This window comes from Roseomonas sp. F4 (assembly GCF_053891155.1).
Genome location: NZ_JBSSHK010000001.1, coordinates 872,747 through 897,288, shown reverse-complemented (window position 1 = coordinate 897,288; position 24,542 = coordinate 872,747). Strand labels below are relative to the sequence as shown.

The following is a 24,542-nucleotide window of genomic DNA, read 5'->3' as shown; positions in this document are numbered from 1 at the left end:
GACTCAAGGCTGACCATCCAGGAAAGGCCCCTCCTATGACCCTGAACCTGACCATTCCGAGCCAGCAGCACACGGATTTCAGCCCGCGCATCACCGTGATCGGCGTCGGCGGCGGCGGTACCAACGCCGTGAACAACATGGTCTCGATGGGGCTGGAAGGCGTCGAGTTCCTGGTCGCCAATACCGACGCGCAGTCGCTGCAGAACAGCAAGGCCGACCGCCGCGTGCAACTCGGCTCCTATCTGACGCAGGGCCTCGGCGCCGGCGCAAAGCCGGAGATCGGCCGCGGTGCGGCGGAGGAAGCGGAGACCGAGCTGGCGCGCCACCTGGAAGGCAGCCACATGGTCTTCGTCACCGCCGGCATGGGCGGCGGCACCGGCACGGGCGCCGCGCCCGTCATCGCTCGCATGGCGCGGGAACGCGGCATCCTGACCGTCGGCGTGGTGACCAAGCCTTTCGACTTCGAGGGGCCGAAGCGCCGCAAGGCGGCGGATGCCGGCATCGAGGAATTGCAGCAGTTCGTCGACACGCTGATCGTCATCCCGAACCAGAATCTTTTCCGACTGGCGAATGAGCGCACGACCTTCGCCGAGGCGTTCCGCATGGCCGACAACGTCCTGTACATGGGCGTGCGCGGCGTGACCGACCTGATGGTGAATCCGGGCCTGGTGAATCTCGACTTCGCCGATATCCGCACCGTGATGGCGGAAATGGGCAAGGCGATGATGGGCACCGGCGAGGCCGAGGGCGAAGGCCGCGCGGTGAAGGCCTCCGAGGAAGCGATCAGCAACCCGCTACTGGAGGATACCTCCATGCACGGCGCGCGCGGCGTGCTGATCAACATCACCGGCGGCCTCGACATGACGCTGTTCGAGGTGGACGAGGCGGCCAACCGCATCCGCAAGGAAGTGGACGAGGACGCGAATGTGATCTTCGGCTCCTCGGTCGATGAGAACATGAACGGCCGCATCCGCGTCTCCGTCGTGGCCACCGGCATCGACGCGCGCGAGGCGCGGGAGGCTGAGCGGCCGAAGCTGGTCGCGGTGGGTGGTGGCGGCATGCTGCAGGCGGTGGCGAGCACCGCGGTGCCGCAGGCGGCCCCGGCCCAGCCGGCGAACCGCGCGCCGGGCGGCTTCACCCCGCGCGTCGCTGCGCAGCCCCAGGCCCAGCCGCATGCACAGCCGCAGCCCGGGGCGATGCGTCCGGCGCAGACCTATGCGGCGCCGAATCCCGCCCCGGTCGCTGAAGCGGTCGCCGCCCCCGTGGCCGAAGCGCCGGTGACGCTGGCCCAGCCGGCGGAGCCCGCCCTGCGCGCCCCGGCCGGCACCCGCCAGCCGACGCCGCCGATGCCGCCGGCCCAGCCGGGCGGGCTGAACAACCTGTTCCGCCGCGCCACCGGCCTGATGCGCCGCGACCTGCCGGAGGCGCCACAGCACCACGCCGCGCCGATGCCCCGCATGGAGCCGGCAGCCGCGCCACGCCCCGTGACCGCCCCGACGCAGCAGGATGAGATGGGCCTCGACATCCCGACCTTCCTGCGCCGCCAGAGCAACTGAGGCGGCAGACCGCGGACGGCGCAACGCGCCGTCCGGCGGGTGTCACGGGGGTGGAACGAAGCCTGGGATCGGCGGTTGAAATCCGATCCGGGCAATATAAGGCGAAACGGGGCAGAATACGGCGAAATTGAGGCTGAAACGCAGCGCACCATTCGTTGTTTTTCAGTGGCTTAGGACGTAATATAGAGAAACAACGCTTGAATGGCATCCGCAAGATGGGGATGGCATTACAGCACTGGGGAATCGGGTTTCGGCGCCCCGCGGAGGCAGGCCTTTCGAGGCCAGCGCCGCTTCTACAGGACAAGTTCGGACAAGCGGCCCCAGGCCGCGCGGCCGAATGAGGTCAGGGGCGCAGACGAGCATGGACGGTTTCCTTCCGATCGAGCGGCGGCGGCGCAGGACGCTGAAGACGGCGATCGGCTGCGTGGGCGTCGGCCTGCACAGCGGGCGCCGTGTCTCCCTCACCCTGCGTCCGGCCACCTCCGGCACCGGCATCGTCTTCCGCCGCACCGATCTCGGCATTGATATTCCCGCCCGCTTCGACCGGGTGGTGGACACCCGCCTCTGCACCGCCCTGGTGGCCGAAGGTGCGCCGCAGGCGCGCATCGGCACCGTGGAACATGTGATGGCGGCGCTGGCGGGCACCGGCGTGACCGATGCCATCCTCGAACTGGATGGGCCGGAAGTGCCGATCCTGGACGGCTCCGCCGCGCCCTTCGTCTTCCTTATCGACTGCGCCGGGCTGGTCAGCCTGGACGCCCCGGCCCCGGTGATCGAGGTGCTGCGCCGCGTGCGGGTTGAGGAAAAGGGCGCTTTCGTCGAGCTGCTTCCGGCCAGCCTGCCGGGCTTCGAGGCGGCGATGGGAATCGAGTTCCCGGCCACCGCCATCGGCAGCCAGCAGGTGAATCTGCGGCTGACGCCCGCGGCCTTCCGCGCCGGCCTGGCCGATGCCCGCACCTTCACCCTGGCCGAGGAAATCGCACGGCTGCGCGCCGCCGGCCTGGCCCAGGGCGGCAGCCTGGACAATGCCATCGTGGTCGATGGCCCCCTGGTGCTGAATCCCGGCGGGCTGCGCCGGCCGGATGAATTCGTCCGTCACAAGCTGCTGGACGTGGTGGGCGACCTGGCCCTGGCGGGCGCGGCGCTTTCGGCCCGTTTCGTCGGCCATCGCTCCGGCCATGCGCTCAACAACAAGCTGCTGCGGGCGCTGTTCGCGGACCGCGGCGCCTGGCGGATGGTGGATGGCGAAATGCCGATGGACGGAGTCGGCACCCGCCTGCCCGCCGCCGCCGCCCCGGCGATGGCGTAAGACCGGCGCCTTTCGCCGGGAATCCGGCGCCGGGTGACAGGGCGGCGGCGATGACCTACAGCAGGATCGAAGCGGCGGCGCCACGCCTTGCCGTCACCATGCCCCGGCATGGTATAGGGAAGCCCCATGCCTGACCGGTGCGCGATGCTTCGACGCCTTATGCCCCTCCTGCTCATCCTGCCCATGGCCGCCTGCACGGCCTGGGACGGGCGCATGAATTCGCTCGGTGCCAGCAGCGCCCGGGTCGCCGATCGGGACCAGTCGGCCGAATCGCTCTATGCCCAGGGCATGGAGGCGCTGGCCGCCGAGCGCTACCAGCGCGCGGTCGAGCTGTTCGACCTGGTGGAGCGCGAGCACCCCTATTCGGCCTTCGCCACCAACGCCAAGCTGATGTCGGCCTATGGCGAATACATGCGCAACCGCTACACGGAAGCCCTCGGCGCGCTGGACCGCTTCATCCAGCTACACCCGGCGCATCGTGACATCGCCTATGCCTACTACCTGCGGGCGCTGAGCTATTACGAGCAGATCAACGACATCCAGCGCGACCAGCGCACCACCGAACAGGCCATGGCGGCGCTGCAGGATGTCTCCAACCGCTTCCCCAACACCCCCTATGCCCGCGATGCGCGGCTGAAGATGGACCTAGCTCGGGACCATCTGGCGGGGCGGGAGATGACGATTGGCCGCTTCTACCAGACGCGCCAGCTGCACACCGCCGCGATCGGCCGCTTCCGCCGCGTGGTCGATGAGTACCAGACCACCAACCATGTGCCCGAGGCCCTGCACCGGCTGACCGAGCTGTACCTGACGCTCGGCCTGGTCGAGGAAGCCCGCCGCACAGCCGCCGTGCTGGGCCACAACTACCCGGGCAGCCCCTGGTACCAGGACAGCTATGCGCTGCTGGTGGAGGGCGCCGAGGGCAGCGAACCGAACCGCCCCGGCTTCGTGCGCCGCGTGGTCGGGTCCATCTTCTGACGCCCCGCGCGCGGTTGGCGAGATGCTGACCTCGCTCGCCATTCGCGACGTGGTGCTGATCGAGCGCCTCGACCTCGGCTTCGGGCCGGGGTTGACTGTGCTGACCGGCGAGACGGGCGCGGGCAAATCCATTCTGCTGGACAGTCTTGGCCTGGCGCTCGGCGCGCGGGCCGAAAGCGGGCTGGTGCGGTCCGGCCAGCCCCAGGCCAGCGTCGCCGCCGCCTTCGCACCCTCCGAACAGCATCCGGCCCGCGCTTTGCTCACCGAGCAGGGCATCGAGGCGGAGGATGAGATCGTGCTGCGGCGCGTGTTGACCGCCGATGGCCGGTCCCGCGCCTTCGTGAACGACCAGCCGGTTGGACTCGCCTTGCTGCGCCGGCTTGGCGCGCTGCTGGTGGAGGTGCAGGGCCAGCACGACCAGGTCGGCCTGACCGATCCGGCGCAGCATGCGGGATTACTGGATGCCGCCGGCGGGCTGGATGCGCTGCGCGGCGCCACCGCCACCGCGCATCGGGCTTGGCGCGCGGCGGAGACGGTACTGACGGCGGCACGGGAGCGCATCGCCGCCGCCCAGCGCGACGAGGAATTTCTGCGCCACGCGGTGGCAGAGCTTGAGGAGCTGGCCCCCGAGGAGGGCGAGGAGGATGATCTCGCCGCCGAACGCCAGCGCCTGCAACAGGGTGAGCGGCGCGGCGAGGCCATTGCCGAGGCCCTGGCCAGCCTGCAGCCGCGCGACCGCCGCAGCGCCAACCCCGCCAATGCCCTGCGCGGCGCCTCCCGCGCCTTGGAACGCCTTCCCGCCCCGAACACCGATGCCGAGCCGGCGCTGGAAGCCATTGGCCGCGCGCTGGACGCGCTGGCGGAGGCGGAGACGGCGCTGGAACGGCTGGTCCAGGACGCCGCTTCCGACCCCCGCCGGCTGGAACAGGTGGAGGAGCGGCTGTTCGCCCTGCGCGCCGCGGCCCGCAAGCACCTGGTGCCGGTCGTCGAATTGCCGGCGCTGCTCACCAGCCTGAAGGAGCGGCTCGCGGCGCTGGATGCCGGGACCGGGGAGGTGACGGCGGCGGAGGCGGCACTGGCCCGGACCCGCGGTGCCTATCTGGAGGCCTCCGGCAAGCTGACCGCGGCGCGGCGGGATGCGGCGGCGAAGCTGGAAAAATCGCTCGGCCGTGAATTGCCGCCGCTGAAGCTCGACCGCGCCCGGCTGGTCGTGGATGTGGGCGCGAAGCCGGAGGCGGCCTGGGGGCCGGAGGGCGTGGACCGGGTGACCTTCCTGGTCTCCACCAATCCCGGCCAGGCACCCGGCGCGCTGGACAAGGTGGCCTCGGGTGGCGAGCTGTCGCGGCTGATGCTGGCGCTGAAGGTGGTGCTGGCGCGCGGATCGCCGGTGCCGACCCTGGTCTTCGACGAGGTGGATAGTGGCGTCGGCGGCGCGACGGCGGCGGCGGTGGGCGAACGCCTGTTGCGGGTGGCGGAACGCTTGCAGGTGCTGGTGGTGACCCATTCGCCCCAGGTGGCGGCGCGCGGCAGCCGGCATCTCTCGGTCGCCAAGTCGGTGAAGGCCGGCCGGGCGGAAACCCGCGTGACGCCGCTGGACGCGGCGCAGCGGCGCGAGGAAATTGCCCGGATGCTGGCCGGGGAACATGTGACGGAGGCGGCGCGGATGGCGGCCGATAGCCTTTTGGCCGGCGGGCTGCTGTGACCAACGCCGACCTGCGCGCCCGTGCCGTGGATGCCCTGACCGAGGAGGAGGCCGCCGCCGAACTCGCCGCGCTGGCCGCCGAGATCGCGCATCACGACGCGCTGTATCATCGGCAGGACGCGCCGGAGATCAGCGACGCGGATTACGACGCCCTGGTGCGCCGCAATCGCGCCATCGAGGCGCGTTTCCCGGAGCTGATCCGGGAGGACAGCCCGAGCCGCAAGGTCGGCGCGGAGACGGCGGAGGGATTCGCGAAGATCCGGCACGGCGTGCCGATGCTCTCGCTCGACAACGCTTTTGGCGATCCGGATTTTCTCGAATTCACCGCTTCCGTCCGCCGCTTCCTGCGGTTGGAGGCGGAGGAAAAGCTGGCCTTTGTGGGCGAGCCGAAGATCGATGGGCTGTCGATCAACCTGCTCTATGAGAATGGCACCTTCATCCGTGGCGCCACACGCGGCGACGGGATGGAAGGGGAGGACGTCACCCGCAACCTGCTGACCCTGCCGGAGGCGGAACTGCCGCGCCGGCTGAAGGGCGCCGCCCCCGACCGCATCGAAATCCGCGGCGAGGTCTTCATGGAGAAGGCCGACTTCCTCGCCTATCGCGAACAGCAGGCGCAGGCGGCGGCGGAGCGGGAGGAACGGCGGGAACGCGGCGAGAAGCTTGGCCCGGCGGTGGTCGTGCCGGTCAATCCGCGCAATGCGGCGGCGGGATCGCTGCGACAGCTCGACCCGGAGATCACCGCCAGGCGGCCGCTGAAGCTCTTTGTCTATGCCATGGGCGAGGCCAGCGAGGCGCCGGCGGAAACCCATTCCGGCTGGCTGGAACGGCTGCGGGGCTGGGGCTTTCGGGTGAACCCAGCCTCGGAATTGCTGCCGGACGAGACCACCGCCATCGGCTTCCAGAAGCGCATGGCCGAAGGCCGGGCCGGGCTGAGCTACGATATCGACGGCGTGGTCTACAAGCTGGACCGGTTGGACTGGCAGCGCCGTCTTGGCTTCGTCGGCCGCGCGCCGCGCTGGGCGATCGCCTGGAAATTCCCCGCCGAGCAGGCCACCACGGTGCTGCTGGACATTGAGATCCAGGTGGGTCGCACCGGTGCGCTGACGCCGCGGGCGGTGATGCAGCCGGTCGGCGTCGGCGGCGTCATGGTCACCCATGCCAGCCTGCACAATGAGGACGAGATCGCCCGCAAGGATGTGCGGATCGGCGACACCGTGGTGCTGCAACGCGCCGGTGATGTGATTCCGCAGATCGTCTCCGTGGTGCTGGAAAAGCGGCCGGCGGAGTCGAAACCTTTCGTCTTCCCCGACCGCTGCCCGGCCTGCGGCAGCCACGCCATCCGCCCGAATGGGGAGGTGGTGAAGCGCTGCACCGGCGGGTTGATCTGCCCGGCGCAGACGGTGGAGCGCCTGTTTCACTTCGCCCGCCGCAACGCCATGGATATCGAGGGTCTCGGCGCGGAGAACATCCAGAAGCTGTTTGACGAGGGCCTGGTGAAGACCCCCGCCGACTTGTTCCGCCTGTCCCGCCACGCCGAGACGATGCGGGGCTGGGAAGGCTGGGGCGCGCGATCCAAGGCCGATGCTAAGAAGGTTACCAATCTTCTGGCCGCCATCGAGGCGCGGCGGCGCGTGCCGCTGGAGCGGTTCATCTTCGCGCTGGGCATCCGCCGGATCGGGGAGGCCAATGCCAAGCTGCTGGCGCGCCACTACCACTCCTTCCCCGAATGGCGCGCCAGGATGATCGCGGCGACCACCATAGGGTCGGAGGCGCGGGAGGAGCTGGGCTCCATCCAGGGCATCGGCCCGGCCATCGCGACCGAACTGGCCGAGTTCTTCGCCGAGGAGCGCAATCGCGCCGCCCTGGACGATCTGGCGCGGGAAGTGACGCCGGAGGATGCGGTGGTGGCCGCCACCGCCGACAGCCCCTTCGCCGGCAAGGTCCTGGTCTTCACCGGATCGCTGGAGACGATGTCCCGCGACGAGGCGGAGGCGCAGGCGGAACGGCTGGGCGCCAAGGTGACCAAGAGCGTGTCGAAGAAGACCGATTTCGTCGTGGTCGGCGCGGATGCCGGCAGCAAGGCCAAGAAGGCGGCGGAACTCGGCCTGCGGGTGCTGACGGAAGCCGAGTGGCGGGAGATGGCCGGGCTCGGCTGAGCATCAGCGAGCTTGATGCGGCGGATCAGTCCTATTCGTTTCCGGCATGGCCGAGCCTCGCGCAGGATCGGGCCATGCCGATCGACCCCAGTCTGTTCCTGGCCTTCCTCGCCGCCGCCTGGGTGCTGATCCTCACCCCGGGGCCGGATATGCTATTCGTCATCGGGCAGAGCCTGGCGGGCGGGGCGCGGCGCGGCTGGGCGGCGATGGCGGGCATCGTCACCGGGGCTATGGTGCATGTGGCGCTGGCGGCCTCCGGCGTCGCCGCGCTGATCGCGGCCTCGCCTTTGCTGTTCGAGGCGCTGCGGATCGCGGGCGCGTTCTACCTGATTTGGCTCGGCCTCGGCGCGCTGCGGGCGGCCTGGCGCGGCGGCGGCGCGGTGCGGCCAGGGGCGCCGGCGCGGCATGCCTTCCGCGAGGGGTTTTTGACCAACCTGACCAACCCCAAGGTCATCCTGTTCTTCCTGGCCTTCCTGCCGCAATTCGTCGATCCCATGCGCGGGCCAGCCTGGCTGCAGATGGCGCTGCTCGGGCCGCTGGTGCCGCTGATGGCCGTGCCCGTCTATGGGCTGCTGATCGCCGGCGCCGGCCGGGCGGCGGAGCGTCTGTCGCGCCATGCGCGGTGGCTGGAGGGGCTGGCGGGGGCGGTGTTCCTTGGGCTCGGGCTGCGGCTGCTGGTGCCGTCGCGCGGCTGAGCCTCCGGGCCTGTGGACAGTTGGGACCGGGATGCGGCCGGCGAGGGATTTTTCGTGCTGGGCAGGAAGACAGCGGAGCCGATGGCTATCCATCGGCGAGCATGGCTGACGCACCCAGCGCGGAAAAGCACCGCCGGACGCGCCCGCAGCCCAACTGTCCACAGGCCCTACACCTCCTCCCACTGCTTGGTGACCGTCACGCCGGCCTCCCGGCCCGGGAACAGGTGGACGTCGTAGCGATCCGCCCCGTCCAGCCCATCCGGGCTGAGCGAGCCGAGGCCGGCGAAGGTCACCAGGGCCCGCAGCGGCACCGCCGGGACCTCCGCCTGCGCCGCGCCGTCGCGCGCATCGGTCAGGCCAAGGATCGCGATGCGTCCGGCTGGGGCGTGCAGCGACGCCTCCGCCACATGGTCGAAGCCGGAGAGGTCCAACTGCGGTCGCGCCGCATGCAGCAGGACCCGCACCGGCACCGGCATGTTGCGCGCGGTGGAGACAACCAGGATGCCCGGCGCGGCATTCAGCCGCGCGCGCAGCACGGAGTCCGGCCAGTAGATCGGCGCATCCGGCCAGGACAGGGCGTCGCAGAGCAGGAACTGGTGATAGTCGGCCATCACCCTGCCGTCGAACAGCGAAGTCATGGACGGATAACCTCCCGCGCCATCTTGTGTTCCCGCGCCGGGCGCGCTGAATCGCCGCCATGTCCGCATTCATCATCGCCACGCTGATGCTCTCCGTGGCCGCCTATATCCACACCGTCTCAGGCAAGCTGGGCCTGCGGTTGGAGAATCCGCTGGCGGAGGTGCTCTGGCGCATCCTGTCCTTCACGGCGCTGCTGGGCTGGGTGCTGCTGATCCTGCACGGCTTCAGCACCCGGGCTTGGTCCGAACCCACGGCCGCGCTGTTCGGGTCCTTCGCGCTGAACTGGTGGTTTGGACATCGCGGCCCGAAGCCGGGCTGGCCAGTGGTGTCGATGCTGTTCGCCGTGGTCGGGCTGGGGTTGGCGGTCTACTCCTACCTTCACGAGTGATACCAATACACTCATCGGAACCTGCGCCCGCCGAAGGCGGGCGAGCGGCCGTCGCGCCAAGTGGCGCGCAGCCAAGCGCGCGGAGGCGCGCGCCGGCGATTGAGGGCGGATCGGTCACGATCCGGGGGATTTGGTATGAGGTGGCAGGTCGAGGCGCCAGGCCTCGGCATCCAGTTCCGACACGGGGAAGAGCTGGCGCACCAGCGGGTCGTGGCCTGGGATGATCAATGTCTCATCCCCGCCGGCCAGGGCGCGGGCCTTGCGCCAGCCCTGGATCAGCGCGCCGACGTCGAAGACGATCGGGAAGGGAATCTGCCGCCGCATATTGGCGTAGTAGTGGCTGGCATCGCCCGCGATCACCAACGGTCCGCGCGCCGTCGCCACCTTCACCATCTGCAACCCGTCCGAATGGCCACCCACGCCGTGCAGCGTGACGCCGGGCGCCACCTCCCCTTCCCCATCATGGAACTGCACCCGGTCGGCGTAGAGCGCGCGGACCAGGCGGACCACATCCTCCACCTCAAAGGTTTGGCGCAGGCAGATGCTGCACATGTGCCGGCCCGTGGCGAAAGCCACCTCCCGGTCCTGGATATGGAAGGTGGCGTTGGGGAACAGGTCGAGATTACCGGCGTGGTCGTAGTGCAGATGGGTGATGATCACGTCGCGGATGGTAGCGGGGTCGCTGCCCACCGCGCGCAGCGCCGCCTCCACCGGGCGCAGGATACTGCGGTTGCGGCGGGCGGCGGTTTCTTCCGTGTAGCCTGTATCGACCAGGATCTCCCGCCCCTCCGGGCCGCGCAGCAGCCAGACGAAGTAGTCCATCGGCATCGCCTCATGCGCATCGGGCACGGGCGACATGAAATTGGCCTGGGCGGTGCGCTCATGATGCGCATAGCGCAGGGCGAAGACCTGCCACATGGCGTCAGCCCTTCCGGTCATGGAGTTCACCAGCCGCCAGCGCCTCACTGAAGCGCGCCGCATCCGTGTGGTCCTGGCCCGGGCCGAGCAGGGCGGCGGCGGCGGCCCAAAGCTCCCGGGTCTGGGCGGCGAGCGGCGTGGGGGTCGCGGTCTCGCGCCCCACCTGAAGGGCGATGGACAGGTCCTTCACCATCAGGTCCAGCCCGAAGCCGGAGTTGAACTTTCTCGAAAGCACGAACTGCTTCAGCTTGCGCTGGGTGCTGTTGTTCATGCCGGTCGAGGCATTCAGCACATCGACCATCACGCTGGGGTCGAGGCCGAAGCGGCTGCCGATCAGCAGCGCCTCCACGCTCACCAGAAAGCCGGCGGCACTGACCAGGTTGTTCAGCGCCTTCATCGCCTGGCCGGCGCCGATATCACCGCAGCGGGTGATGGTGGTGCCCATGGCGCGCAGCAGCGGGTCCACGCGCTCCAGCGCCGCCGACTCGCCGCCGGTCATGATGGCCAGCTCGCCGGTTTCGGCCCGGGCCACGCCGCCGGAGACCGGGGCATCGACCATGGCGATGCCGAGCGGCGCGAGCTCCGCCGCCAGGGCGCGGGTGGCGGAGGGCTCGCCGGAGGACATCTCCACCACCACGGCGCCGCGCCTCAGGGACGGGCGGATGGCGGCCAGCACCGCCGCGACGTCGCGGCTGGTGGGCAGCATGGTGATGACGGCATCGGCGCCCTCCGCGGCATTGTCCGGGGCCGTGCCGCCGTGGCGCTGCACGAATTCCGCGGCACGGCCGGGCACGGCATCCTGGACCGCGACGGAGAAGCCGGCCTCGATCAAGCGGCGCGCCATCGGCCAGCCCATGCGCCCTATGCCGATGAAGCCGATACGGCTGATCCTGGCTTCCATGCGATTTCCCCCTCTTGTTGGGGCAAGGCTGGGGGCGTCAGCTTGGCGGGTCAAGCGGGAGGGTCTTTGCGTGATGTTCGAGGGATTTGTGGAGGAACGCCGCGCTGGCGATGGGGTGACACTGCGGCTGCGGCGCGGCGGGGAGGGTCCGCCTCTGCTGATGCTGCACGGCAATCCGCAGACCCATGCGATGTGGAACCGGGTGGCACCGGAACTGGCGAAGCGGTTCACCGTGATCTGCCCGGACCTGCGCGGCTACGGCTTTTCGGACAAGCCCCCCGCCAGCACGGACCATGCGGCCTATGCCAAGCGGGCGATGGCGGCAGATATGCTGGCGCTGATGCGGGGCCTCGGCTTTCCGGAATTCCAGCTGGTGGCGCATGACCGCGGCGCCCGCGTTGCGCATCGGCTGGCGCTGGATGCGCCGCAGGCGGTGCAGCGGCTGTGCGTGATGGACATCGTGCCGACGCTGCATCACTTCGAGACGGCGAATATGGACTTCGCCATGGGCTACCATCACTGGTTCTTCCTGGCCCAGCCGCATCCGAAGCCCGAACGCATGATCCTGCGGGATGTCGATGACTGGTTCGCCAGCCACACCACGCGGGGCCAGGGCGATGTCTTCATGCCCGAAGCCCGCGCGGATTACGTCGCCGCGCTGCATCAGCCGGGGACGGTGATGGGCATCTGCGAGGATTACCGCGCCGCCACCAGCATCGATCTGGTGCATGACCGCGCCAGCCGTACGGCGGGGGAGAAAGTGGCCTGCCCCTTGCTGGCGCTATGGGGCGCGAAGGGCAAGATCGGCGTCTGGTACGAGCCGCTGGCGGTGTGGCGGGATTATGCCAGCGGCCCGGTCAGCGGGCACAGCGTGAATTCGGGGCACTATCTGGCGGAGGAAGCGCCGGGGGAGGTGCTGGCGGCGTTGGAGGGGTTTTTGGAGAGGTAGGGGAAGGGCCGGGGTGGGGGCAGCAGCCGCGCTTCAGCCGAAGCTGGAGTCCGGCAGGATGAAGGGCAGGTCGGTATCCCCCGTCTTCACCCCGAAGCCCGTGAGCAGCGCATGGGCCTGCCCCCGGTGGTGCGTCTGGTGGTTGAAGAAATGCGTCATCAGCACCCAGCGGGGGCGGCTGATCTCCCGGCCCATGGCGCCGCTGAACCAGCCGAGCGAACCCTCCAGCCAGGCGGGCTCCAGCGCAGCAGCCCAGGCCTCGATCCGCGCATCCAGCTCGCGCCGCGCCACCTGCATCGCGGACCAGTCGGGGTGCAGCGCCGTGCTGGTCTTGATGCCACCGCCGGGCGCGGGCCAACCGGCGAAGCGGGACATCCAGATGGCGTCGCCCCACATCAGATGGCACAGCGTGCCGTGGACGGAGCCGAAGAAGGCGCCGCGATCCTCGCGCCTCTGCGCCTCGGTCAGGGTGGATGCCGCATCATAGAGGCGGCGATTCATCTCGGCATTGTAGGCGGCCATGAGCCGCACCCACTCCACCGTCATCATCACACGTTCTTCCAGAAGAACACCGTGTCGCAGGGGCTGCCATCGGGCCAGAGCGCATAGCCGGGGATCACGCCGGCCTCGACCCAGCCGAGTTCGCGGTACAGCACCTCCGCCCCCTCCCCCTGCGCCGTGTCCAGCACCAGAAGGCGGCGGCCGAGCCCGCGCGCGGCCTGTTCGGCGCGGCGCATCAGGGCGCGGGCGACGCCGCGGCGGCGTGCAGCAGGATCGACCAGCAGCTTCGCCACATCGGCGCGGTGCGGCTGATTCTGCGGCGTGTCGAGCACCAGTTGCACCGTGCCCACCAGCACCCCATCCACCCAGGCGGCCAGCAGCACACGCTTGCCGAGCGCCACGTCGGAGGACACGCGCTTGAAGAAATCCCGCGCCACGGCGGGGGCGAGCGGCGGGAAGAAGGACACACTGGCGCCGGCGGCCACGCAATTCACCAGGATGCGGGCGAGCTGCGCCTCCGCGCTGGCGGCGGCGGCGGCATCCAGCGCTTCCACCACCAGGCCGCGCAGCGGCTTGGTGTAGCGGAATTCCAGGCTGTTCGAGACATCATCCAGGATGCGGATGGAGCCCTGCCGGACATAGCCGGTCTTCTCGTAGAAGCGATGCGCCGCCTCGAACCGCGTATCGGTCCAGAGCACCAGGCGTTCCGCCCCCGCATCGCGGGCATGCGATTCGGCCGCGCTCAGCAGGCGCTGGGCGAGGCCGGTGCCGCGGGCGGATTTGTCCACATAGACGCGGCAGATCTCCCAGGCCTCGTCATCACCCAGAGGCCTCGTGGCCGCCATGCCGATGATCCGGCCATCCTGTTCCGCCGCCCAGAGCGCGCCGCCCGCTTCCGCGAAGTAGGTCGCGAGCGCGCGCAGCTCCGGCACCTCCCCATCCACGTCCAGCACGCAGTTGGGGTATTCGGCCCAGCAGCCACCGACGAGGGCGATGAAGCCCTCAGCGTCCTCGTCGCGACCGGGCCGGAGGGTCATGCCAAGCCCTTGCAGAACTCCTGGATGCGCGTGCAGGCCTCACGCAGGCTGTCCGTATCGGTGGCGTAGGAGATGCGGACATAGGGGCTCATGCCATAGGCCGAGCCTTGCACCAGCGCGACATGCGCCTCCTCGATCAGTGCGAGGGCGAAGTCCGTGTCGGTGTCGATCCTGCGGCCGCCCTTGCTGGTCTTGCCGAGGCAGCCGGCAATGTTCGGGAAGACGTAGAAGGCGCCTTCCGGCTTGTGGCACTGGATGCCCGGCGCCTGGTTCAGCATCTCCACCACCATGTCGCGGCGCTGCTTGTAGATCAGCGCACGCTCCCTCACGACATCCTGCGGACCATCCAGCGCGGCCACAGCCGCCGCCTGGCCCACGGTGCTGATGCCGGAGGTGAGCTGGCTTTGCATGTTCACCATGGCGGCGATCAGCGGCTTCGGGCCGCCGCAGAAGCCGACGCGCCAGCCGGTCATGGCATAGGTCTTGGACACGCCATTGACCGTCAGCACACGGTCCTTCAGGCGCGGCTCGACTTCCGCGATCGTGCAGAATTCGAAGCCGTCATAGACCAGGTGCTCATACATGTCGTCGGTCATGACCCAGACATGCGGATGGCGCAGCAGGACTTCCGCGATCGCCTTCATGTCCTCACGCGAGCAGGCCGCGCCGGTCGGGTTGTTCGGGAAGTTGAGGATCAGCCACTTGGTCTTCGGCGTGATCGCCGCTTCCAGATCCTCCGGCCGCAGCTTGAAGCCGTTGTTCTGCGGGCAGGTCACCGGCACCGGCTTGGCCGTCGCCAGCTTCGCCATATCGGCATAGGAAATCCAGAAGGGTGCCGGGATCAGCACCTCATCGCCCGGATCGCAGGTGCCGAGCAGGGCGTTCATGATGACCTGCTTGCCGCCGTTCGAGATCATGATCTCGTCCAGCTCGTAGTCCAGGTTGTTGTCGCGCTTGAACTTGCGCTGCACCGCCAGCTTCAGCGCCTTGGTGCCATCCTGCGGCGGATACTTGGTGTCGCCCGACAGCGCGGCCTGATAGGCAGCGTCGATGGCATGGCGCGGCGTTTCGAAATCGGGCTCGCCGATGGCCAGGCTGATGACCTTGATGCCCTGGGCGGCGAGTTCACGGCCCTTGGCGGTCATCACCGCGGAGGCGGAAAGCTCGATATCCTTCAGGCGATTGGCAAGGGCGGGCATTTTTTCGATTAACTCCTGGCGAGGGAGCACAACCTAGTCCCGGAAGGCCCGCTGCTCAATCCGTAGGCGGGCGTGCCATGATCCAGTCGAATGGCTGCTCCCCCACCAACCCAAAACCCTGGCGTTCCCAGAAGCGGCGGGCGGGGCTGTCCTTCAGCACTTCGATGCGGAAGGTCTGGCCAGGGTGGAGGGCCAGGAGCTGGGCGACGATGGCGGCGCCGAGGCCCCTGCCCTGCCGGTCCGGCTCCAGATACAGGCTGTGGAGGTCCACCGCCTCCACCCCTGGTTCCAGGCCGATGCAGCCGATGGGCTGGCCACCGTCCTCGATCACCAGCATGCCGCCACCCGCGAAGGCGGCTTCCATGCGGGCGCGGCGTCGCGCCGGGTCGTAGCGGCCGACGCGCTCCAGATGCGGCCGCATGACGCGGATCGACAGATCCAGCAGCGCCTCGAAATCCGCCCCTGTGGCGGGGCGGAAGCCGAAGGTCACTTCAGACCCTCAGACGCCGGGCGCCGTGCATCCGCACGGCTTGGCTTCGCGGCATAGGCCGCGGGCGCCATTCGGCGCCTCGGCCCTGCGGGCCGCATGAGGCGGTTGTTCTGCCCCAGGCTCACGTCAAGCCGGCACAGAAATCCTGGATGCGGGTGCAGGCCTCGGTCAGCGTCGCGTCGTCCGTCGCATAGCTGATGCGGATATGGCCGGGGAACATGAAGGCCGCGCCGTGCACGGCCGCCACGCCCTTCTCCTCCAGCAGCGCCAGCACGAAGGCCTCGTCGCTGTCGATCTTCGTCCCGCCGGCGCTGGTCTTGCCCAGGCAGCCGCGCACATCCGGGAAGACGTAGAAGGCGCCTTCCGGCATCGGGCAGCGCATGCCCTCGGCCTTGTTCAGCATGCCGACCACCAGGTTGCGCCGGCGCTCGAAGGCCTGGCGCATCTCTTCCACGCTGTCCTGCGGGCCGGTCAGGGCCTCGATGGCCGCGGCCTGGCTGATGGAGCTGGTGTTGGAGGTGGACTGGCTCTGCAGCTTGTCCATCGCCTTGATGAGCTGGATGGGCGCGCCGGCGAAGCCGATGCGCCAGCCGGTCATGGCATAGGCCTTGGAGCAGCCGTTCATGGTGACGGTGCGGTCCTTCAACCGCGGCTCCACCTCCACGATCGTGGCGGGCTTCATGCCGTCATAGGCCAGCTTCTCATAGATATCGTCGGAGAAGATCCAGACATTCGGATGGCGCAGCAGCACATCCGTCAGCTCCTTGAGCTGGGCGGCATTGTAGCCGGCGCCGGTCGGGTTGCAGGGGTTGTTCAGGATCAGCCACTTGGTCTTCGGCGTGATTGCCGCCTCAAGCTGCTCGCCCGTCATGCGGAAGCCCTGGTTGGGGCCGCAGGGGACGATGACGGGCGTGCCTTCGGCCAGCGCCACGATGTCCGGGTAGGAGACCCAGCAGGGGGCGGGGATGATGGCCTCGTCGCCGGCGTTGATGGTGGCGACCAGCGCGTCGAAGATCACCTGCTTGCCGCCGGTGGCGACCAGGATTTCCTCCGGCGTGTAGTCGATGCCGCTGTCGCGCTTGAACTTCTGGCAGATGGCGCGGCGCAGCTCGACGGTGCCCGACACATCCGTATACCGCGTCTCGCCGCGCTCGATGGCGGCGATGGCGGCGTCCTTGACGTTGCGCGGCGTCTCGAAATCCGGCTCGCCGACCGAGAGGGAAATGATGTCCTTGCCCGCGGCCTTCAGCGCCCGCGCCTTGCCGGTCATGGCAATGGTCTGGGAGGGGGAGATGCGGTTCAGGCGATCGGCGATAAGGTTCATGACGGCTTCCGGGGTTCCTGACTGCCCGCTTTCCGGGCAGTTCGACGTTCCTACCGCCGGCCGCCGGGCGCGTCCACAGGATGGCGGCGGCTATTCGAGGCGAAGCGGCCGGTAACCCTGGAAGACAAAGCCCTTCTCCCGCATGCAGGCGGTGCGATGCGCCTCCCGCGCCCCGGTCGCCACATCGACCATGTCGTAGCGGGCGGGACGGTAGCGTTCGGTGACCCGGCAGCGTTCGCGGTCGCCGTCCCGCCAGCAATTCCGCTCCCGCTCGATCCGGGCCGGGGCGGTCTGCTGCCAGACCATCTGCGGCGGCACTTCCTCCGCGGCCCGCTGACCGCAGGCGGCGTTCATCGCCTCCGCCTCGGCCTCCGACGTGCCGGGGCGGGCCCAGCGCTCGGCGCAGCCGGCCAGAAGCAGAATCAGCAGCAGGGTAATCGGGCGCATGACGGGCATCATGGCGCGGAAGCGTGGAGAAATCAGGGCGTCGGCCGTGAACGCAGCAGCCGCAGCGCCAAGGTCAGCGCCAGCCCCACCAGCACCACCAGCACCGTCGCCAGCGCATATAGTTCCGGCGTCAGCCCCAGCCGGACGGTGGAGAAGATCACCATCGGCAGGGTAGAAGCGCCGGGGCCGGAGACGAAGCTGGCGATCACCAGATCATCCAGCGACAGGGTGAAGGCCAGCAGCCAGCCCGCCGCGATGCCCGGGGCGATCAGCGGCAGGGTGATCAGGCCAAAAACCTTCCAGGGCCGGGCGCCGAGGTCCATCGCCGCCTCCTCCAGGCTCAGATCGAAATCCGCCAGCCGCGATTGCACCACCACGGCGACATAGGCGGCGCCGAAGGTGGCATGGGCGATGGCGATGGTGCTGGCGCCGCGGCCGGCCGGGAAGCCGAAGACCGATTCCATCGCAACGAACAGCAGCAGCAGGGACAGGCCGGTGATCACCTCCGGCATCACCAGCGGCGCCGCCATCACCGCGCCAAAGCCAGCGCGGCCGCGGAAGCGCCCGAAGCGCGCCAGGGCGAATCCGGCCAGCACGCCGAGGATGGTCGCCATGGTGGCGGACAGGGCAGCGATGCGCAGGGACAGGCCCAGCGCGCCCATCAGCACCTCATTCCGCCAAAGGCTGTCATACCAGCGCAGGGAGAAGCCGGTGAAGGTCGTGACCATGCGGCTATCGTTGAAGGAGAACAGCGCCATCAGCAGGATGGGCAGATAGAGGAAGGCGAAGCCCAGCCCAAGCGGGATGGCGAGCCGGCCCATGCCCCTCATCGCCCCGCCCGCCACTGAAACAGTGCGATCGGCCCGACCAGCGCCGCCAGCAGCACGATGGCGAGTGCCGAGGCCAGCGGCCAGTCGCGGTTCTGGAAGAACTCCGTCCACAGCACCCGGCCGATGAGCTGCGCGCCAGGCCCACCTAGCAATTCCGGAATGACGAATTCCCCCACGGCCGGGATGAAGACCAGCAGGAAGCCGGCGACGATGCCGGGCAGCGACAGTGGCAGCGTCACCTGCAAAAAGGCGCGCCAGGGCGGCGCGCCCAGATCCTCCGCCGCCTCCAGCAGCGAAGGATCCAGCTTCGACAGCGTGGCGTAGAGCGGCAGCACCATGAAGGGCAGGTAGCAATAGGTGATGCCGAGATACATCGCCGCATCGGTGTAGAGCAGCGGGATCGGCTCTGCGATGATCCCAAGCGACAGCAAGGCACCGTTCAGCCAGCCCTGGTCCTGAAGGATGCCGATCCAGGCGGTGACGCGCAGCAGGAAGCTGGTCCAGAAGGGCAGGATCACCAGCATCAGCAGCAGGTTTCTGCGGGATTCCGGCGCGCGGGCGATCGCCAGGGCCATGGGGTAGCCGACCAGCAGGCACAGCGTCGCGGAGATCGCGGCGACGCGCAGGCTGCGCAGATAGGCCTCCAGGTAATAGGGATCGTCCAGCAACAGCTGGAAATTGGCGAGGTTCAGTTGCAGCACCGCCGTCGCCTCGCCGGACCAGCGCAGCAGCGGGGCGTAGGGCGGCAGGCCCTCGCTGGATTCGGCGAAGGCGATGGACAGCACGAAGGCGAAGGGCACCACGAAGAACAGCGCCATCCAGGCCCAGGGCAAGGCGAGAACCAGGCGCCGCCGCGCCCGCAGTGTCATTCGGGCAGCACCATGCTGGCCTGGCGGTCCCAGCTGACGGCGACGGTATCCTCCCAATCCACCGGGCGTTCCGTGCGCCGGCGGAGGTTCGGCTGGCTGACCCGCACTTCCTTCCCGTTCTCCAAAACCACGTGATAGACAAAGAAGTCGCCGTAATAGCCGATGTCACGCACCCGCCCGACCAGGCGGTTGTCGCCTAGCGGCGCGCCGGGCGCGACGCGCTCGATCCGCATGCGTTCGGGCCGCAGCGCAACAAACACGCGGCTGCCGAGCGGCTTGCTGGCGGCGGGCTCCGCGAGGATGTCGAAATCGAGTTCGGAACTGCCGATTCGCAGGCCCTCAGCCTCCACGCCCTCGACCACGCCTTCCAGGATATTGGCGGTCCCCAGGAATTCCGCGGTGAAGCGGCTGTTGGGGAATTCATAGACCTCCGACGGCGTGCCCACCTGCGCCAGCGTGCCGCGATCCATCACGGCGAGGCGGGTCGCCATGGTCATCGCCTCCTCCTGGTCGTGGGTGACGATGACGAAGGTGGTGCCCGTGCGCTCCTGGATATTCACCAGCTCGAACTGCGTCGCCTCGCGCAGGTTCTTGTCGAGGGCCGAGAGCGGTTCGTCCAGCAGCAGCAGCTTCGGGCGTTTCGCCAGGGCTCGCGCCAGCGCCACGCGGGCGCGCTGGCCGCCGGAGAGCGCCGCGGGCTTGCGGTCGCCCAGCCCCTCCATCTTCACCATGGCCAGCATCTCGGCGACGCGGTCGCGGATCACGGCCTTCGCCGCGCCTTCCTGCTTCAGGCCGAAGGCGATGTTCTGCGCCACCGTCATATGGGGAAATAGCGCATAGGACTGGAACATCATATTCACCGGCCGCGCATAGGGCGGCACCCCGGCCATGTCCTGGCCATCCAGCACGATGCGCCCGGCATCCGGCTCCAGGAACCCCGCCAGGCAGCGCAGCAGCGTGGATTTGCCGGAGCCCGAGCCGCCGAGCAGCGCAAACAGCTCGCCGCGATAGATCGAGAGGCTGACCTCATCGAGCGCGACGAAGCCGCCAAAACGCTTGGTCAGCTTCTCGATTCGCAGGAAGGGTTCCGCGTTCGGGTCGCGCCAGGGCTCCGCCGCGCCAGGCTTCTCGGCCAGACTCGTCGGCCCAGCGGGCCGCCCGCTAAAACTCATCTGCCCGCCTTGAAGCGCGCCCAGACTCGGTTGCGCGCACGTTCTGCCGCCTGCGCGACCGGGCCGATGGTGAAGAAACGCGGGCGCATCGCCTCTGGCGGGAAGACCGCCGGATCGGCCGCGACCTCGGGCGCCACCGAGGCCCGGCTGGCTGGCACGCCATTCGGATAGCGCACGTGGTTGGTGATGGCGGCCATCACGTCCGGCTGCAGCAGGAAGTTGATGAAGGCATGGGCATTGTCAGGATTCGGCGCATCGGCCGGAATGGCCAGCAGGTCGAACCAGAGCTGCGCACCCTCTGTCGCCGCCACATAGGTCACGGCGACGCCCCGATTCGCCTCCCGCGCCCGCACGCCCGCCTGGATCGCATCGCCTGAATAGGCGAAGGCGAGGCAGGCCTGACCGCTGGCCAGCGCCTCGATCGTGCCGCCGGTGGAGAAGTTGCGGATGAAGGGCCGCACCGCCATCAGCGTGCGCTCCACCTCCCGCAGATCGCCGGCATCGGTGCTGTTCGGGTCCTTCCCCAAATAGCGCAGCACGGTCGGGATGACGTCGGAAGCGCTGTCCATCATGCTGATGCCGCAGCGCGCGATGCGACGCGCATGGGCCGGGTCGAAGATCAGGCGCAGGCTGTCCATCGGCGCGTCGGGGGCCAGCGCCCGAATGCGTTCCGCATTCACGCCGAGGCCGATGCTGCCCCACAGATACAGCGCGCCGAATCGGTTGTCGGGGTCCGAGGCCGCGACCTGGGCCTGCAGCGCGGGGTCGAGATTGGCCAGGTTCGGGATCTTCGCGCGATCCAGCGGCAGCAGCCCGCCGGCACGGGCGAGTCGGGAGAAGGTGGGCTCGCTGGTCGGCACGACGATGTCGTAGCCGGACCGCCCGGCGGAGAGCCGGCCCTCCAGCGTCTCCAGGCTGTCATAGATGTCGTAGCGCACCCGGATGCCGGTTTCGCGGGTGAAACGCTGGACGACATAGGGGTCGATATAGTCGTTCCAGTTGAACACGTTCACCACCCGGTCCTGCGCCTGGGCGCTCGGACTGGCAAAGGCGGCCATCAGGGTGGCGAGCAGGGCCAGGCGACGCAGCATCTCGTGCACTCCCGCATCAGGATTCGGGCAATCCTACACAGATCGCCTCAGGGCCGCATCCGGCGCCGATGCGCGATCGACCTGGATTTTGTTCTTGACATGTTCTCGTCCGGGCGATAGGTAAAACCCACCACGGGGCGAGTTGCGCCCAGGACATGGCCTCAAGGCCACCCCTGACGGGGCAGAACCCGCTCGGCAGTCGCCGGAGCGGGATTTTCGCGTCCGGCCACTGGCCGGTGGATATTTTTCTTAGCGAAAGATTATCGTACCGGCCGCGCATCCGCGCGCCTGGCCCGCCACACGTCATAAAGGGAGACCAACCGATGGCCTACATCGACGCCGAGCTCGTGCCCCTGCTCACCAACAGCGGCTTCACGCTTTGGCTTTACCGCACCGCGGATACCCGAGCGGTGGCGCTGACAGCCGGGTACTTCGACGAAGCCGCACCGCGGCTGAACACCGGCGACATCGTCATCCTCACCGCCTCCGACTCCATCTCGATGTGCCCGGTGCGCTCGGGGGATGAGGTGGCGCCCGGCCTGGTGCTGGATACGGCGGCCGCGCCCTTCCGCATCAACATCAACGCCGCCCAGCGCTTCTCCGTCCGCACCGTGGCGAGCGCCGTGGCCTCGACCGTCGTGCTGGCGCCGCTGGCCGCCAGCATCTTCTCCAACGGCTTCGTCGACGCGCAGGCCACCATCGCCGGCCCGGTGACGGAAGTGGCCTTCAGCATCAGCGACGCCGGGGGCGCCACGGTGCGCGGCCCGCAGCTTGCACCGGTTTCCGCGGGCAGCGCCTCCGCCAGCCTGCCCGCGCCCGCCGCCGGCACCGGCTATCGGCTGCGGGTGCAGGCCACGAGCGACTCGGCGGTCGCCGCCAACTCCCCCGTCTTCAGCGTCACCCTGCCCTATGCCGTGCTGCTGCAGGCCGGCGGTGCCCTGCTGATCGAGGATGGCAGCCGTCTGCTGGTCTGAGCGCTCGCACACGGCTTCCGTCCAAGCACCTTCCCAGAATCGGAAACGAACATCCCATGGCTGACGCCAAGATATCAGAGCTGCCGGCTGCCACTGCGCTGGCCGCGGCGGACATCGCGCCCATCGTGCAGGGCAGCGGGACCGCCGCGGTGACGCGCCGTGCCACCTTCGCGCAGATCAGCGCCGGCGTGCATGCCGAGCGCATGTACCACGTCCGCGACTACGGCGCCGTCGGCAACGGCACCACCGATGACGCGGCCGCCATCCAGGCGACCATCGACGCGGCTTCCGCCGGCGGTGGCGGCATTGTCCGTCTTGGACCGCGCACCTACCGCGTCACCGGCGCCAGCATCGTGGTGAAGGAGAATGTGTGCCTGGAGGGGCCGTCGATCCCCGGCGCGCAGCGCGCGCTGGGTGACTACCGCAACATCCCCGGCACCATCCTGCTCTCCTCCAGCCGCACCATGCAGATGATGCGCGCCAGCACGATGCGCGCTGTGACGCTGCTGCGCGATGGCGCCGGCGCGCCACCCACGAACATGCGTGCGGGCATCAATATCCGTGCCCAGATGGCGGGCACCGCCATCAGCATCGGCACCACGGGATCCGGCCAGCACGACGTGCTGTTGCAGGACCTTCTGGTGCTGGGCTTCGACCTGGCGATCCGCTGCGACAGCAGCCAGCGGATGAATGTGCAGCGGTTGCGCGGCGACAATCGCAACGGCATCTACATGACCAACAGCTTCGACATCGCCCGCATCCACGATGTCCATTTCTGGCCCTTCATGACGGCCAATCTCAGCGCCGTCTCCCGCGTCACCTTCCCCATCGGCGGCGTCGCCAATAATGGCAGCGGCGCGGTGCGCATCACCACCACCAGCGCGCATGGGCTGATCACCGGCGATGTGGTGAATATCTACGGCATCGACGGTGTGCCCGGGGCGAATGGTCGCTTCGCCGTGACCGTCATCGATACCACCCGCGTCGACTTGCAGGGCAGCACTTTCACCGGTGGCTGGATCGCCAGCGGCACGCTGCAGGTCTTCAACGGTCGCCGCACCGGCACCGCCTTCCGCATTGAGGACAGCGATGTGGCGGAGATGGTGAACTGCTTCTGCTATGGCTACGACCGCGGCTTCGACCTTGGCAACGGCGCGCAATCCATCCAGCTGCACAATTGCAGCGTCGATGACCAGCTGGAGCTGAAGGATCCGAACACGATCGGTGCGCTGATCCAGGGCACGGCCTTCCGGACGAAGTGGGTCGGCGGCTTCATCAGCAGCCAGGCCACCGCCATCCGCGTCAATTCCAATGCCTCCAACCAGGGCGACAACCAGTTCGTCGGCGTCATGGTCGGCGGTGCCGGTGCCGGGCGCGCGGTGGAAGTCTTCAACGGCGGGCTGACACTGGTTGCCTGCGACCTGCCCAATTGCCGCGTCTACCTTGCCAGCGGCGGCGACAACCTCTCGGTCGTTGCCTCCGACACCCGTTCGGCAAGCTTCGAGGCGCAGACGCCTGGTGATCTTGGCCGCATCGCCCTGGTCGGCAACCGCCTCCAGGCGCTCGGCTCCTCGCCCGATCAGGAACGTGCGCTGCTGCGGCGTCGCTCGGAAACGATGGGCGCCGCGATGGACCTGGAGAACCAGGACGCGCAGGTCACCTACACGATGAGCATCGGCGCCGGTGCGCTGGCGCCACTCGAGATCGGCGGGGACATCGTCAATAACCCCGATGGCGGTGTCGTGCTTGGTGCGCAGTCGGACATGACGGCCCCGATGAAGCTGACCCTGCGCCGCGCCTCCCCCACGCCGGCGGCCGGCCATATGCTGGGCCAGCTCGCCTTCAGCGGCGGCAATGCCTCGGGCACGCAGACCGAATACGCCCGTGCCGGCGGCATCAGTGAGGCGGTGACAACGGGGGCCGAGACCGGCGCCTTCGTGGTGGAGACGCGCAACGGGGGCAGCCTCGCGGAACGCTTCCGCATCGCCTCCTCCGGCACCGTCACCCTGACCGGGCAGATGGTGCTGCCCTCGGACCCCACCAGCAGCACCCATGCGGCCCGCAAGGGTTATGTGGATGCGCAGTTCACCGCCCGGCGCCTGCCGGTGGTCGCCACCTCCGGCGCCACGGCGCTGACGCTGGCGGCGCATAACGGGCGGCTGGTCTCGGCCAATGCCGGCACCACGCTGAGCATCAACTGGACCGCGACCGGCGATGGCTTCTCCTGCCTCGTTGTCAATCGCACCAGCGGCGACCTGGCCATCGCCATGACCGGCTTCACCGGCAGCACGCCGATGAACCCGGATGGGCTGACGACGATCCGGGCGGGCGGGCTGGCGACGCTGCTGGCCTTCAGCCCGGATGGCGGCACCACGAAGCTGCTGATGCTGGCCGGGGCGGGGGCGCCCTGATGG

At 69.0% G+C, this 24,542-nt stretch carries 23 protein-coding genes; 10 read left to right on the top strand and 13 right to left on the bottom strand.

Translation table 11 applies throughout. The features are described from left to right. Positions 1 to 35: 35 nt before the first annotated feature. The 6 genes from ftsZ to ACVFYP_RS04260 all read left to right on the top strand — a co-directional run bounded on the left by ftsZ (position 36) and on the right by ACVFYP_RS04260 (position 8,399). Positions 36 to 1,556, top strand: a complete 1,521-nt coding sequence (gene ftsZ, locus ACVFYP_RS04285) for a cell division protein FtsZ (RefSeq protein WP_499198883.1) — start codon at positions 36 to 38, stop codon at positions 1,554 to 1,556. A gap of 361 nt (positions 1,557 to 1,917) precedes the next feature. Beyond that, a complete protein-coding gene (gene lpxC, locus ACVFYP_RS04280) occupies positions 1,918 to 2,865 on the top strand; it encodes a UDP-3-O-acyl-N-acetylglucosamine deacetylase (RefSeq protein ID WP_499198882.1) in 948 nt (315 codons plus the stop codon). A 159-nt stretch (positions 2,866 to 3,024) separates the two neighbouring features. Continuing rightward, entirely contained in the window at positions 3,025 to 3,843 is an 819-nt protein-coding gene (locus tag ACVFYP_RS04275) for an outer membrane protein assembly factor BamD (protein ID WP_499198881.1), read from the top strand. A gap of 22 nt (positions 3,844 to 3,865) precedes the next feature. Then, complete coding sequence (gene recN / locus ACVFYP_RS04270) at positions 3,866 to 5,545, top strand: DNA repair protein RecN (RefSeq protein WP_499198880.1); 1,680 nt, start codon at positions 3,866 to 3,868, stop codon at positions 5,543 to 5,545. 11 nt (positions 5,546 to 5,556) lie between these two features. Beyond that, entirely contained in the window at positions 5,557 to 7,704 is a 2,148-nt protein-coding gene (gene ligA, locus ACVFYP_RS04265) for an NAD-dependent DNA ligase LigA (protein ID WP_499199538.1), read from the top strand. A 74-nt stretch (positions 7,705 to 7,778) separates the two neighbouring features. After that, positions 7,779 to 8,399, top strand: a complete 621-nt coding sequence (locus ACVFYP_RS04260; RefSeq protein ID WP_499198879.1) for a LysE family translocator — start codon at positions 7,779 to 7,781, stop codon at positions 8,397 to 8,399. Positions 8,400 to 8,566: 167 nt separating this feature from the next. Here ACVFYP_RS04260 and ACVFYP_RS04255 read toward each other — a convergent pair whose 3' ends face one another. Then, on the bottom strand, positions 8,567 to 9,037 hold the full coding sequence (locus ACVFYP_RS04255) for a hypothetical protein (protein ID WP_499198878.1): 471 nt from the start codon (positions 9,035 to 9,037) through the stop codon (positions 8,567 to 8,569). Between the two features lie 59 nt (positions 9,038 to 9,096). Here ACVFYP_RS04255 and ACVFYP_RS04250 point away from each other — a divergent pair, with 59 nt between their 5' ends. Beyond that, entirely contained in the window at positions 9,097 to 9,426 is a 330-nt protein-coding gene (locus tag ACVFYP_RS04250) for a hypothetical protein (RefSeq protein WP_499198877.1), read from the top strand. Between the two features lie 114 nt (positions 9,427 to 9,540). On the opposite strand, the gene ACVFYP_RS04245 is transcribed toward ACVFYP_RS04250, so the two are convergent. Beyond that, positions 9,541 to 10,365, bottom strand: coding sequence for an N-acyl homoserine lactonase family protein (locus ACVFYP_RS04245; RefSeq protein ID WP_499198876.1), 825 nt, complete (start codon positions 10,363 to 10,365; stop codon positions 9,541 to 9,543). Next, positions 10,349 to 11,245 carry an NAD(P)-dependent oxidoreductase gene (locus ACVFYP_RS04240; RefSeq protein ID WP_499198875.1) on the bottom strand — a complete coding sequence of 299 codons (897 nt, stop codon included), beginning with the start codon at positions 11,243 to 11,245 and terminating at the stop codon, positions 10,349 to 10,351. The genes ACVFYP_RS04245 and ACVFYP_RS04240 overlap by 17 nt, the downstream gene beginning before the upstream one ends. Positions 11,246 to 11,318: 73 nt before the next feature. On the opposite strand from ACVFYP_RS04240, the gene ACVFYP_RS04235 reads away from it, so the two are divergent. Beyond that, positions 11,319 to 12,194, top strand: coding sequence for an alpha/beta fold hydrolase (locus tag ACVFYP_RS04235; RefSeq protein WP_499198874.1), 876 nt, complete (start codon positions 11,319 to 11,321; stop codon positions 12,192 to 12,194). 33 nt (positions 12,195 to 12,227) lie between these two features. Here the strand turns inward: ACVFYP_RS04235 and ACVFYP_RS04230 are convergent, their stop codons facing one another. From ACVFYP_RS04230 to ACVFYP_RS04185, 10 genes are all read right to left on the bottom strand, one after another. Next, complete coding sequence (locus tag ACVFYP_RS04230; RefSeq protein WP_499198873.1) at positions 12,228 to 12,743, bottom strand: DinB family protein; 516 nt, start codon at positions 12,741 to 12,743, stop codon at positions 12,228 to 12,230. After that, positions 12,743 to 13,732, bottom strand: coding sequence for a GNAT family N-acetyltransferase (locus tag ACVFYP_RS04225; RefSeq protein ID WP_499198872.1), 990 nt, complete (start codon positions 13,730 to 13,732; stop codon positions 12,743 to 12,745). The genes ACVFYP_RS04230 and ACVFYP_RS04225 overlap by 1 nt, the downstream gene beginning before the upstream one ends. Next, positions 13,729 to 14,931, bottom strand: coding sequence for a pyridoxal phosphate-dependent aminotransferase (locus ACVFYP_RS04220; RefSeq protein ID WP_499198871.1), 1,203 nt, complete (start codon positions 14,929 to 14,931; stop codon positions 13,729 to 13,731). The genes ACVFYP_RS04225 and ACVFYP_RS04220 overlap by 4 nt, the downstream gene beginning before the upstream one ends. 55 nt (positions 14,932 to 14,986) lie before the next feature. Continuing rightward, positions 14,987 to 15,421: a GNAT family N-acetyltransferase gene (locus tag ACVFYP_RS04215; protein WP_499198870.1), complete on the bottom strand. Its 435-nt coding sequence runs from the start codon at positions 15,419 to 15,421 to the stop codon at positions 14,987 to 14,989. Positions 15,422 to 15,542: 121 nt separating this feature from the next. Next, positions 15,543 to 16,745: a pyridoxal phosphate-dependent aminotransferase gene (locus ACVFYP_RS04210; RefSeq protein WP_499198869.1), complete on the bottom strand. Its 1,203-nt coding sequence runs from the start codon at positions 16,743 to 16,745 to the stop codon at positions 15,543 to 15,545. A gap of 90 nt (positions 16,746 to 16,835) precedes the next feature. Beyond that, positions 16,836 to 17,192 (bottom strand): hypothetical protein, encoded by a 357-nt coding sequence (locus ACVFYP_RS04205; protein ID WP_499198868.1) that lies wholly within the window; start codon positions 17,190 to 17,192, stop codon positions 16,836 to 16,838. Positions 17,193 to 17,224: 32 nt separating this feature from the next. Then, entirely contained in the window at positions 17,225 to 18,013 is a 789-nt protein-coding gene (locus ACVFYP_RS04200) for an ABC transporter permease subunit (protein WP_499198867.1), read from the bottom strand. Between the two features lie 5 nt (positions 18,014 to 18,018). Continuing rightward, complete coding sequence (locus ACVFYP_RS04195) at positions 18,019 to 18,891, bottom strand: ABC transporter permease subunit (protein ID WP_499198866.1); 873 nt, start codon at positions 18,889 to 18,891, stop codon at positions 18,019 to 18,021. Further along, a complete protein-coding gene (locus ACVFYP_RS04190) occupies positions 18,888 to 20,063 on the bottom strand; it encodes an ABC transporter ATP-binding protein (protein WP_499198865.1) in 1,176 nt (391 codons plus the stop codon). The genes ACVFYP_RS04195 and ACVFYP_RS04190 overlap by 4 nt, the downstream gene beginning before the upstream one ends. Next, positions 20,060 to 21,154, bottom strand: a complete 1,095-nt coding sequence (locus tag ACVFYP_RS04185) for a polyamine ABC transporter substrate-binding protein (protein ID WP_499198864.1) — start codon at positions 21,152 to 21,154, stop codon at positions 20,060 to 20,062. Before ACVFYP_RS04185 ends, ACVFYP_RS04190 begins: the two co-directional genes overlap by 4 nt. 323 nt (positions 21,155 to 21,477) lie before the next feature. Between ACVFYP_RS04185 and ACVFYP_RS04180 the strand changes: the two genes are divergently transcribed. Then, positions 21,478 to 22,128, top strand: a complete 651-nt coding sequence (locus ACVFYP_RS04180) for a hypothetical protein (protein WP_499198863.1) — start codon at positions 21,478 to 21,480, stop codon at positions 22,126 to 22,128. A 56-nt stretch (positions 22,129 to 22,184) separates the two neighbouring features. Next, entirely contained in the window at positions 22,185 to 24,539 is a 2,355-nt protein-coding gene (locus ACVFYP_RS04175) for a glycosyl hydrolase family 28-related protein (RefSeq protein WP_499198862.1), read from the top strand. The last annotated feature ends 3 nt before the right edge of the window (positions 24,540 to 24,542 follow it).

Bases quoted from the DNA above. Each gene is read 5' to 3' on its own strand.
- ACVFYP_RS04225 (WP_499198872.1), bottom strand. From the start codon at position 13,732: ATGACCCTCCGGCCCGGTCGCGACGAGGACGCTGAGGGCTTCATCGCC.
- ACVFYP_RS04275 (WP_499198881.1), top strand. From the start codon at position 3,025: ATGCCCCTCCTGCTCATCCTGCCCATGGCCGCCTGCACGGCCTGGGAC.
- ftsZ (WP_499198883.1), top strand. From the start codon at position 36: ATGACCCTGAACCTGACCATTCCGAGCCAGCAGCACACGGATTTCAGC.
- ACVFYP_RS04230 (WP_499198873.1), bottom strand. From the start codon at position 12,743: ATGATGACGGTGGAGTGGGTGCGGCTCATGGCCGCCTACAATGCCGAG.
- ACVFYP_RS04220 (WP_499198871.1), bottom strand. From the start codon at position 14,931: ATGCCCGCCCTTGCCAATCGCCTGAAGGATATCGAGCTTTCCGCCTCC.
- ACVFYP_RS04185 (WP_499198864.1), bottom strand. From the start codon at position 21,154: ATGCTGCGTCGCCTGGCCCTGCTCGCCACCCTGATGGCCGCCTTTGCC.
- ACVFYP_RS04240 (WP_499198875.1), bottom strand. From the start codon at position 11,245: ATGGAAGCCAGGATCAGCCGTATCGGCTTCATCGGCATAGGGCGCATG.
- ACVFYP_RS04180 (WP_499198863.1), top strand. From the start codon at position 21,478: ATGGCCTACATCGACGCCGAGCTCGTGCCCCTGCTCACCAACAGCGGC.
- ACVFYP_RS04195 (WP_499198866.1), bottom strand. From the start codon at position 18,891: ATGACACTGCGGGCGCGGCGGCGCCTGGTTCTCGCCTTGCCCTGGGCC.
- ACVFYP_RS04245 (WP_499198876.1), bottom strand. From the start codon at position 10,365: ATGACCGGAAGGGCTGACGCCATGTGGCAGGTCTTCGCCCTGCGCTAT.
- ACVFYP_RS04255 (WP_499198878.1), bottom strand. From the start codon at position 9,037: ATGACTTCGCTGTTCGACGGCAGGGTGATGGCCGACTATCACCAGTTC.
- ACVFYP_RS04235 (WP_499198874.1), top strand. From the start codon at position 11,319: ATGTTCGAGGGATTTGTGGAGGAACGCCGCGCTGGCGATGGGGTGACA.
- ACVFYP_RS04205 (WP_499198868.1), bottom strand. From the start codon at position 17,192: ATGCGCCCGATTACCCTGCTGCTGATTCTGCTTCTGGCCGGCTGCGCC.
- ACVFYP_RS04190 (WP_499198865.1), bottom strand. From the start codon at position 20,063: ATGAGTTTTAGCGGGCGGCCCGCTGGGCCGACGAGTCTGGCCGAGAAG.
- ACVFYP_RS04210 (WP_499198869.1), bottom strand. From the start codon at position 16,745: ATGAACCTTATCGCCGATCGCCTGAACCGCATCTCCCCCTCCCAGACC.
- ACVFYP_RS04250 (WP_499198877.1), top strand. From the start codon at position 9,097: ATGTCCGCATTCATCATCGCCACGCTGATGCTCTCCGTGGCCGCCTAT.
- recN (WP_499198880.1), top strand. From the start codon at position 3,866: ATGCTGACCTCGCTCGCCATTCGCGACGTGGTGCTGATCGAGCGCCTC.
- ACVFYP_RS04200 (WP_499198867.1), bottom strand. From the start codon at position 18,013: ATGGGCCGGCTCGCCATCCCGCTTGGGCTGGGCTTCGCCTTCCTCTAT.
- ACVFYP_RS04175 (WP_499198862.1), top strand. From the start codon at position 22,185: ATGGCTGACGCCAAGATATCAGAGCTGCCGGCTGCCACTGCGCTGGCC.
- lpxC (WP_499198882.1), top strand. From the start codon at position 1,918: ATGGACGGTTTCCTTCCGATCGAGCGGCGGCGGCGCAGGACGCTGAAG.
- ACVFYP_RS04260 (WP_499198879.1), top strand. From the start codon at position 7,779: ATGCCGATCGACCCCAGTCTGTTCCTGGCCTTCCTCGCCGCCGCCTGG.